10 protein-coding genes are annotated in these 8,500 nt (G+C 74.6%); 9 read left to right on the forward strand and 1 reads right to left on the reverse strand.

Going from position 1 to position 8,500, the window contains the following annotated elements; genetic code table 11:
- Positions 1–1,037, forward strand: a 1,037-nt coding sequence (locus EAD96_RS30520) for an aminotransferase class I/II-fold pyridoxal phosphate-dependent enzyme (protein ID WP_121686669.1), incomplete at its 5' end; no start/stop codon positions are given.
- A 50-nt stretch (positions 1,038–1,087) separates the two neighbouring features.
- Positions 1,088–1,786: a UdgX family uracil-DNA binding protein gene (locus EAD96_RS30525; protein WP_121686670.1), complete on the forward strand. Its 699-nt coding sequence runs from the start codon at positions 1,088–1,090 to the stop codon at positions 1,784–1,786.
- Position 1,787: 1 nt separating this feature from the next.
- On the opposite strand, the gene EAD96_RS30530 is transcribed toward EAD96_RS30525, so the two are convergent.
- A complete protein-coding gene (locus EAD96_RS30530) occupies positions 1,788–2,444 on the reverse strand; it encodes a 4a-hydroxytetrahydrobiopterin dehydratase (RefSeq protein WP_121686671.1) in 657 nt (218 codons plus the stop codon).
- 83 nt (positions 2,445–2,527) lie between these two features.
- On the opposite strand from EAD96_RS30530, the gene EAD96_RS30535 reads away from it, so the two are divergent.
- From EAD96_RS30535 to EAD96_RS30565, 7 genes are all read left to right on the forward strand, one after another.
- On the forward strand, positions 2,528–3,058 hold the full coding sequence (locus tag EAD96_RS30535) for a hypothetical protein (protein WP_147457965.1): 531 nt from the start codon (positions 2,528–2,530) through the stop codon (positions 3,056–3,058).
- Between the two features lie 20 nt (positions 3,059–3,078).
- A complete protein-coding gene (locus EAD96_RS30540; RefSeq protein WP_121686673.1) occupies positions 3,079–4,221 on the forward strand; it encodes an acyl-CoA dehydrogenase family protein in 1,143 nt (380 codons plus the stop codon).
- 69 nt (positions 4,222–4,290) lie between these two features.
- On the forward strand, positions 4,291–5,589 hold the full coding sequence (locus EAD96_RS30545) for an MFS transporter (RefSeq protein WP_121686674.1): 1,299 nt from the start codon (positions 4,291–4,293) through the stop codon (positions 5,587–5,589).
- 4 nt (positions 5,590–5,593) lie between these two features.
- Complete coding sequence (locus EAD96_RS30550) at positions 5,594–5,794, forward strand: DUF3046 domain-containing protein (protein WP_120571064.1); 201 nt, start codon at positions 5,594–5,596, stop codon at positions 5,792–5,794.
- 185 nt (positions 5,795–5,979) lie between these two features.
- Positions 5,980–7,029, forward strand: coding sequence for a recombinase RecA (gene recA / locus EAD96_RS30555; protein WP_073830227.1), 1,050 nt, complete (start codon positions 5,980–5,982; stop codon positions 7,027–7,029).
- Between the two features lie 11 nt (positions 7,030–7,040).
- A complete protein-coding gene (locus EAD96_RS30560) occupies positions 7,041–7,733 on the forward strand; it encodes a regulatory protein RecX (protein WP_120571062.1) in 693 nt (230 codons plus the stop codon).
- A 46-nt stretch (positions 7,734–7,779) separates the two neighbouring features.
- Complete coding sequence (locus EAD96_RS30565; protein WP_121686675.1) at positions 7,780–8,484, forward strand: 3-keto-5-aminohexanoate cleavage protein; 705 nt, start codon at positions 7,780–7,782, stop codon at positions 8,482–8,484.
- The last annotated feature ends 16 nt before the right edge of the window (positions 8,485–8,500 follow it).

Consider the following 8,500-nt stretch of genomic DNA (forward strand, 5'->3'; position numbering starts at 1 on the left):
GCCCAGCCCGGATCCTCCACCGCCACCGCGTCACCGGGCCGCACCTGGCCGCGCTCGCCGCCGAGATCGGACCCCCGGGCGGGTACGCGACCGACGCCGTGCTGCCCGACCTGGCCGCCCTGGCCCGGGACCGGCTCACCGCGGACGGGGTGCCGGCCGGCGGGCTGACAGTCACCGGCGGCGCGCTCGACGGCATCGAACGGCTGCTCGCCGCCCACCTGCGGCCCGGTGACGCGGTGGCGGTGGAGGATCCGGGCTGGGCCAACCTGCTCGACCTGATCGCCGCGCTCGGGCTGCGTACCGTCGGGGTGCCGGTGGACGACGAGGGCCCCACCGTCGGCGGCGTCCGGGCGGCGCTGGCCGCCGGGGTCCGGGCGCTCGTGGTGACCAGCCGGGCGCAGAACCCGACCGGCGCCGCCGTGTCCGCCGGCCGGGCCGACGCGCTGCGGACGCTGCTCGCCGGCCGCGCCGACCTGCTGCTGATCGAGGACGACCACGCCGCCGAGCTGGCCCGCGTACCCCTGTGCCCGCTCGCCGGGGCGACCCCGGCGTGGGCCTTCGTCCGGTCGGTGAGCAAGCCCTACGGGCCCGACCTGCGGCTGGCTGTGCTGGCCGGTGACGAGGCCACAGTGGCCCGGGTCGCCGGGCGGGCGCGGGTCGGCGCCGGCTGGGTCTCCACGGTGCTGCAACGCCTGGTCCTGTCGCTCTGGCGCGACCCGGCCACCGCCGGGCTGGTGCGGCACGCGGCGGACAGCTACGACAGGCGGCGCGACGGGCTGGTGGCCGCGCTCGCCGCGCGCGGGGTGGCCGCGCACGGGCGTACCGGGATCAACGTGTGGGTGCCGGTGCCCGACGAGACGGTGGCGGTCACGACGCTGCGCGACGCCGGGTGGTCGCTCGCCCCCGGCGGCCTGTACCGGATCGCCGCCGCCCCCGCCGTGCGCGTCTCGGTGAGCGCGCTGGACGAGGCCGACATCCCCGCGCTCGCCGACGCGCTCGCCCGCGCCACCCGGCCCACCCCGACCTTCACCGCCTGATCGCGGCAAGCGCTCGCGTGGGTGCCGCCCGACGGGGTAGAACGGTCGGCATGGCCGAGACCGAGAGCGCCCCCGGAGCGCAGGAGTTCATCCCGCCGTCGGCGGACACCATCGACGAGCTGCGCGCCGCGGCGGGCGGCTGCCGGGGCTGCGAGCTGTACCGGGACGCCACCCAGACCGTCTTCGGCCGCGGCGACGAACACGCGCGCGTGGTCTTCGTCGGCGAGCAGCCGGGCGACATCGAGGACCAGAAGGGACTGCCGTTCGTCGGCCCGGCCGGACGGCTGCTGCGCAAGGCCGTCGACGACGCGGCGCTGGACCCGGCCCAGATCTACCTGACGAACGCCGTGAAGCACTTCCGGTTCGAGCTGCGCGGCAAGCGGCGCATCCACCAGACCCCGGACCGGGTGCACGTCACCGCCTGCCGGCCCTGGCTGGTCGCCGAGTTCGCCCGGCTGCGCCCGGAGATCGTGGTCGTGCTCGGCGCCACCGCCGCCAAGGCGCTGCTCGGCCCGAGCTTCCGGGTGACGAAGCAGCGCGGTGAGCTGATGCCCTGGCCCGCCGCCGCCCAGCACCCGGAGGACTTCGAGCGGGTGCCGGTGGACCGGACGGGCGCTGTGGCCGACGCCCCGGCGGCCCGGCTGCTCGCCACCATCCACCCGTCCGCGGTGCTGCGTGCCGACAACCAGGACGTCGCGTACGAGGGGCTGGTCGCCGACCTGAAGGTGGCCGCCAAGGCGCTGCGCTGACTCAGGAGCGCTGTTGCCAGGTGCAGAGGCAGACGCGGTTGCCGTCCGGGTCGGCGAGCACCCAGAAGCTCGGCGCCTCCGCGTCGCTGACCAGCGTGCCGCCGGCCGCCAGCGCCGCAGCGATGCGCGCGTCCACATCGGCCGGGTCGACCCACACGTCCGGGTGCCACCGCTGCCGGGGCTCGTCCCGGGCGGAACGCTGGAACCAGACCGTCGGCAGCACGCCGTCCGGGTCGCGTACCTCGTCGTCGTCCGGGCCCCGGCCGTCCGGCGACCGCCAGGCCAGGACCGCCCGCCAGAACGGCAGCACCGCCGCGTGCTCCGGGGTGTCCAGCGCGAGTTCCAGGCGGGCGAGCCCGGCCGCCGACAGGGTCAGCCCGGCGTCGGCGGCCAGCGCCGAGATCGTCCGGGCCAGCCGCAGGTCACGCTGGGTCACGCCGCCCGCGTCGTGCGACCACAGCCGCACGTCGACGTGGGTGTAGCGCAGGTCCAGGTCCGGATGATGGTCGACCCGCTCGGCCTCCGCGCCCACCGCGGCCACCAACGCCAGTCCGGCTGCGAAACCGGGGGTACGGATGCGCGTCTGCAACGCCCCCAGCAGGTACGTCCACCCGTCCAGCCCGGCCTCGGCGACCTGTTTCCCCGTGAGTGTGCTCATCCGGCCATCCTGGTCTGTCCGCCGCCCGTCCGCCACCGTCCACAGAGGGCTCACGGATCGACACGCAGGGATACGATCCGGGCATGGCCGACTCCCGACCTCGTGTGTCACTGCTCCGGTTCGGCGCTCCCGGCCCGTACGTGGCCTCCATGCTGTTCGCCGGCCTCCTCTGGCTGCCCGTCCGGCTCTGGGAGGAGTGGGACGGGTCCGCGCAGGTCGCGGTGGTCCGTGCCGGTCTGGGCGCGGTGATCTGGGGGTTCGCGTTCTTCTTCACGCTGAGCCGGTTCGGGAAGCCGCGCCCCGCCGAGGCGGACCGGGCCGCCGCCTGGGCGGTCACCGAGACCGCGCTGCGCCGGGGCGAGCCGCCCGCCGACGAGGCGGGGCGTGCGGTGGTGACGGACGACCTCTCCGCGGTACGCCGGGGAGCGCTGTTCGGGGCGGCCGGCGGCCTGGTGCTGCTCGGCCCGCTGATCGTGCTCGCCATCCGCGCCGGGTGGGAACTCGCCGGGGTCGGGTTCGGGATCGTCCTGGTCGCGGTGCTGGCCGAAGCCGTGCGTACCGGCCGCCGGGAGCGCCGGCTGCGAGCGGCGCTCACCCCTGTCCAGGACGGGTGAGCGGTGCCAGACTGGCCGCCATGGAGCAGCATCTCTACGAGCCCGTCCACGACGAGTTCCGCGACCTGTGCCGCCGGTTCCTGACCCGGGAGGCGGTGCCGCACCACGAGCGCTGGGAGGCCGACGGGATCGTCGACCGGGAGGTGTGGCGGGCCGCCGGCGCCGCCGGGCTGCTCGGCCCGGACGTCGACCCCGAGTACGGCGGCGGCGGGCAGCGCGACTTCCGGTTCAACGCGGTGCTGGACGAGGAGATCGTCGCGTCCGGGTGCTCGGGCCTCGGGTTCGGGCTGCACAACGACGTGGTCGCGCCGTACCTGACCGAGCTGACCACCGACGACCAGCGCAAGCGGTGGCTGCCGGGCTTCTGCTCCGGCGACCTGGTCACCGCGATCGCGATGAGCGAGCCGGGCGCGGGCAGCGACCTGGCCGGCATCCGCACCGGCGCGGTGCGCGACGGCGACAGCCTGGTCCTCAACGGGCAGAAGACGTTCATCACCAACGGTGAGATGGCCGACCTGGTGGTCGTGGTGGTCAAGACCGCGCCGGCCCAGGGCGCCCACGGGGTGAGCCTGGTCGTGGTGGAGAGCGGCACACCGGGCTTCAGCCGGGGCCGCCGGCTGGCCAAGGTCGGGTTGAAGGCCAACGACACCGCTGAGCTGTTCTTCGACGACTGCCGGGTGCCGGCGGAGAACCTGATCGGCACCGAGAACCACGGCTTCTACCACCTGATGGCCAACCTGCCCCGGGAACGGCTGAGCATCGCCGTCGCCGCGGTGGCGGCCTGCGAGAAGCTGCTCGCGCTCACCATCGAGTACGCCCGCTCCCGCGAGGCGTTCGGGCGGCCGATCGGCCGGTTCCAGCACAACCGGTTCCTGCTGGCCGAGCTGGACACCGAGGTCACCATCGCGCGCACGTTCGTCAACCACTGCATCGCCGAGTTCAACGCGAGCCGCCTGTCGGTGACCGACGCGGCGAAGGCCAAGTGGTGGACCACCGAGCTGCAGACCAGGGTGGCCGACCGGTGCGTGCAGCTGCACGGCGGCTACGGCTTCATGGCGGAGTACCCGGTGGCGAAGGCGTGGCTGGACAGCCGGGTGCAGACCATCTACGGCGGCACCACCGAGATCATGAAGGAGATCATCGGCCGGGGTCTCGGCCTGTAGCGAAACCGGGTTGCCGGTCGGACGGACCGGCGGGGGAGGATGAGGCATCCGTCCTCACCAGGAGCGCGCATGTCCACCGACCTGACCGCGCCGGCCCCGCCCCGGCCCGACGTCGCCGGAATCCAGCGGCGTACCGTCCGGCTGCTGTTCCTCACCCAGATCATCGGCGGCATCGGCGTCACCATCGGCATCTCGGTCGGCGCGCTGCTCGCCGCCCGGGTGGCCGGCACCGCCCTGGCCGGGCTGGCGCAGAGCGCCGGTGTGGTCGGCGCCGCGCTGCTCGCCATCCCCGTCACCCGGCTCATGGCCGCGCGTGGCCGACGGCCGGGGCTGGTCCTCGCGTACGCGGTCGGCGCGGTCGGCGGCGTGCTGGTGGTGGTCGCCACCGTGACGCGCCTGGTGCCGTTGCTCTTCGTCGGCATGCTGCTGTTCGGCGGCGGCACGGCGGCCAACCTCCAGGCCCGCTACACGGCTGTGGACCTGGCCGAGCCGCAGCGCCGGGGGCGGCAGCTCTCGCTGGTGGTGTGGGCGACCACCATCGGCGCGGTGGCCGCGCCGAACTTCGCCGCGCTCGCCGACGAGACGACCCGGGGCTGGGGCCTGCCGGCGCTGGCCGGCCCGTTCGCCTTCAGCGCCGTCGCGTTCACGCTCACCGCCGTCGTACTCCTGGTCCTGCTGCGGCCGGACCCGCTGCTCACCGCGCGCCGGCTGACGGCGGCCGAGCCGGCGCCGGGCGTCGCACCGGCGGTCACCCGCCGCGGTGGCATGGTCGCCGCGTGGCGCACGGTACGCGGGCGGCCGGCCGCCCGCCTCGGCATCGCCGCGGTCGCGGTGGGGCACCTGGTGATGGTCGCGGTGATGTCGATGACCCCGGTGCACCTCGGCGAGTGGCACTCCGACGAGGACGTGCTGCCGGTGGTCGGCCTGGTGCTGAGCCTGCACATCGCCGGCATGTACGCGCTGTCGCCGGTGGTGGGGTGGCTCACCGACCGGGTCGGCCGGCGCCCGGTGATCCTCGGCGGGGTGGCGCTGCTGCTGGCCGCGTGCGCGGTGTCCGGCACCGCCGGGCACCACACGCCGCTGCTGTCGGTGGGGCTGACGCTGCTCGGGCTGGGCTGGTCGGGCACGATGGTGGCGGGCTCGACGCTGCTGTCGGAGTCGGTGCCCACCGCCGACCGGCCCGGCGTGCAGGGCCTGTCCGACCTGCTCATGGGGCTGGCCGGGGCGGGCGCGGCGGCGGCGAGCGGGTTCGTCATGCGAGCCGTGGGGTACCCGACGCTCACCCTGCTGTCGGCGATCGCGGTGGTGCCGCTGGTGGCGCTGGCGCTGCGCCGTACCGGCACTGCACCACTCGACGAGGAGGACTGAACACGTGCGGCTGACCGACTTCTGGACGCGGCTGGAGGAGGCGTTCGGCCCGGGGTACGCGGCCAGCATCGCCAGCGACCAGGTGCTGCCCCAGCTCGGCGGGCGGACCATCGAGCAGGCCCTCGCCGCCGGTGAGGAAACGCACGTGGTGTGGCGTGCCGTGGTCGCCGCATACCCGGACCGGGTGCCCGCCCGACTACGCTGAGCAGCCTTTTCGCCGATCCCGCGTGTCGCTTGCCCAGTCGTACACCTGTTCGGCTATTGTCCACAGCGGGGTGCTCGTCCACAGCTCACGGCCCGTCGGCTGGTTTTCTGTCGGACCCAGCGCCTAGCGTGTCCCGCGTGACGCGAAGCTCAGGAAAGACGCCGGCGAAGGCAGGGGTGGCAACGATGGCAGCAGGGCCTGACCGGGAGAAGGCGCTCGACCTTGCTCTCGCTCAGATCGACAAGCAGTTCGGCAAGGGTTCGGTGATGCGGCTGGGGGAGCGGCCCGTCGTGCAGACGGCTGTCATCCCGACCGGCTCCATCGCGCTCGACGTGGCGCTCGGCGTGGGCGGTCTGCCCCGCGGCCGCGTGGTCGAGATCTACGGTCCGGAGTCCAGCGGTAAGACCACCGTCGCCCTGCACGCGGTGGCGAACGCCCAGCGCGCCGGCGGCATCGCCGCGTTCATCGACGCCGAGCACGCGCTCGACCCGGAGTACGCGCGGGCCCTCGGCGTCGACACCGACGCCCTGCTGGTCTCCCAGCCGGACACCGGCGAGCAGGCGCTGGAGATCGCGGACATGCTGGTCCGCTCCGGCGCGATCGACATCATCGTGATCGACTCGGTGGCGGCCCTGGTGCCGCGCGCCGAGATCGAGGGCGAGATGGGCGACAGCCACGTCGGCCTCCAGGCCCGGCTGATGAGCCAGGCGCTGCGGAAGATCACCGGTGTGCTCAACAACACCGGCACCACCGCGATCTTCATCAACCAGCTCCGCGAGAAGATCGGCGTGATGTTCGGCAGCCCGGAGACCACCACCGGTGGCCGTGCGCTGAAGTTCTACGCCTCGGTCCGGCTCGACGTGCGCCGCATCGAGAGCCTCAAGGACGGCACCGACGTGGTCGGTAACCGCACCCGGGTCAAGGTCGTGAAGAACAAGGTCGCCGCGCCGTTCAAGCAGGCCGAGTTCGACATCATGTACGGCAAGGGCATCTCCCGCGAGGGCTCGCTGATCGACGTCGGCGTGGAGCAGGCGATCATCCGCAAGTCCGGCGCCTGGTACACCTACGACGGTGACCAGCTCGGCCAGGGCAAGGAGAAGGCCCGCGAGTTCCTCCGCGAGAACCCGGACGTGGCGGCCGAGATCGAGAAGAAGATCCTGGAGAAGCTCGGCGTCGGCACCGGCGGTGCCGGTGACGCCACCGGCGGCCCGGAGCTGCCGCCGGTCGACTTCTGATCCGCTGACCCGTGGCAGGACGACGCGCCCGTACGGGCCGGGGCTGGGATGCCGGCCCACCCCGTACGGGCGACGCCACAGGTACGCCCCGGCCTCGCCGGGGACGCCGTGATCGCGCGGCGGAGCCCGATGCAGGGGAGGCTCCGGCTCCGCCGCGCGACGAGGCCGAGGTGGCCCGGGAGATCTGCCTGCGGCAGCTCGCGGTGCGCCCGCGTACCCGGGCCGAGCTGGCCGGTGCGCTGGCCCGCCGCGGCATCTCCGAGGAGGTCGCCGAGCAGGTCCTCGACCGGTACGACGAGGTCGGCATCGTCGACGACGCCGCCTTCGCACGTGCCTGGGTGAGCAGCCGGCACAACGGCCGCGGGCTGGCCCGCCGGGCGCTCGCCAACGAGCTGCGCCAGCGCGGCGTCGACGGCGAGGTGGCCGGCGCGGCCCTGGACGGGCTGGACGAGGAGACCGAGGCGCAGACCGCCCGCGCCCTGGTGGAGCGCAAACTGCGCAGCACCCGCGGCGAGCCCGACGCGGTGTTCCGGCGCCTGGTCGGCATGCTGGCGCGCAAGGGCTACCCGGCCGGGGTGGCGATCCGGGCGGTGAAGGACGCGCTGGCCGCGCAGAGCGCCGAGGCGGCCGAGTTCGCCGAGCACATCGACGCCGACGCGATGGCCGACGCCGAGAACGACCTCGACTCCCGCCGGCCCGACTGACCGGCCGCCCTTGTCGCGGCCGCCGACCCAGGAGAGGCGCACACCGGTGCTGAAGGCGTGTCTCAACGGCACACGACGGCGGGACGAGCACCCCGCCGTGCCGGTCACCCCGGCCGAACTGGCCGCCGACGCGGTGCGCTGCGCGACCGCCGGGGTGGCGGCGGTGCACGTGCACCCGCGCGACGACAGCGGCGCCGAGTCGCTCGACCCGGCGGTGATCGCCGCTGCGGTCACCGCCATCCGCGACGCCCGTCCCGGCCTGCCGGTCGGCGTGAGCACCGGCGCCTGGATCGTCCCCGACCCGGCCGAGCGGGTCGCCGCCGTCCGCGCCTGGACGGTGCTGCCCGACTTCGCCTCGGTCAACGCCCACGAACCCGGAGCGGCCGAGGTCGCCGCCGCCCTGCACGAGCGCGGCGTGATGATCGAGGCCGGTCTGTGGACGCCGTCAGCGGTCGACGCCTGGCGCCGCTGGTCCACGCCCACCGGACGGATCCTCGTCGAGTGCATGGCCGAGCAGGTCGAGACGGCGCTCGCCGACGCGGCGACGATCCTCGGCGCGCTGCCCGGCGAGCACCCGCCGGTGCTGCTGCACGGCGAGGGCCCGGCCACCTGGCCGGTGTACGCCGAGGCGGTCCGGCGTGGCCTGCACACCCGCATCGGCCTGGAGGACACGCTGCTGCTACCCGACGGCACCGAGGCCCCCGACAACGCCACCTTGGTAACCACAGCCCGAGCCACCGCCGCTCCCTGACTCACCCCGCCAGGCC

This window comes from Micromonospora sp. BL1 (assembly GCF_003667485.1).
In the GTDB taxonomy this organism is placed as follows: domain Bacteria; phylum Actinomycetota; class Actinomycetes; order Mycobacteriales; family Micromonosporaceae; genus Micromonospora; species Micromonospora tulbaghiae.

Coding starts and splice junctions, on each gene's coding strand:
- EAD96_RS30525 (WP_121686670.1), top strand. CDS start 1,088: ATGGCCGAGACCGAGAGCGCCCCCGGAGCGCAGGAGTTCATCCCGCCG.
- EAD96_RS30530 (WP_121686671.1), bottom strand. CDS start 2,444: ATGAGCACACTCACGGGGAAACAGGTCGCCGAGGCCGGGCTGGACGGG.
- EAD96_RS30535 (WP_147457965.1), top strand. CDS start 2,528: ATGGCCGACTCCCGACCTCGTGTGTCACTGCTCCGGTTCGGCGCTCCC.
- EAD96_RS30540 (WP_121686673.1), top strand. CDS start 3,079: ATGGAGCAGCATCTCTACGAGCCCGTCCACGACGAGTTCCGCGACCTG.
- EAD96_RS30545 (WP_121686674.1), top strand. CDS start 4,291: ATGTCCACCGACCTGACCGCGCCGGCCCCGCCCCGGCCCGACGTCGCC.
- recA (WP_073830227.1), top strand. CDS start 5,980: ATGGCAGCAGGGCCTGACCGGGAGAAGGCGCTCGACCTTGCTCTCGCT.